The sequence below is a fragment of the Mesorhizobium sp. M2C.T.Ca.TU.002.02.1.1 genome, assembly GCF_003997225.1.
In genome coordinates this window covers 1-411 of sequence record NZ_RZTO01001562.1, presented here as the reverse complement: position 1 = coordinate 411, position 411 = coordinate 1, and the positions used below count along the sequence as shown (strand labels likewise).

Here is a 411-nt window from a genome sequence, read left to right as displayed (position 1 = left end):
GTACTATTTGCTTATTTTCGGGAACGATAATCCGTGTTGCAAATTGGTTCGAAGCAGGCGCTCGAACCTGCAATGAGCCATCCGGGCGGGGCAGCGCGGAAGGAGTGTCCGATGAGCTTCGTCGTCAACGCGGTAGGCGTTCCTCTTTACTATAGCGGCGCTTCCAATCATTGGTTTTCGGCGACGTCCGGACCGACGTTCAACGGCAGCAGCGGCAATGACTCAATCTGGGCCTCCAGCGGCGTCAACGTCACCATGTATGGCGGCGCCGGTGACGATATCTATTACCTTTATTCGGCGGGCAACAAGGTGGTCGAGAACGCTGGCCAGGGCGTCGACACCATCAACACATGGATGAGCTATACGCTGCCGGACAATGTCGAAAACCTCGTCGTCACCAATGCCCACAAC

General features: G+C 56.2%; 1 pseudogene. It reads left to right on the top strand.

What is annotated here, in order from left to right:
* Positions 1 to 111: 111 nt before the first annotated feature.
* Positions 112 to 411, top strand: a pseudogene (locus EOD07_RS37285) (1,3-1,4-beta-glycanase); the annotation flags it as partial.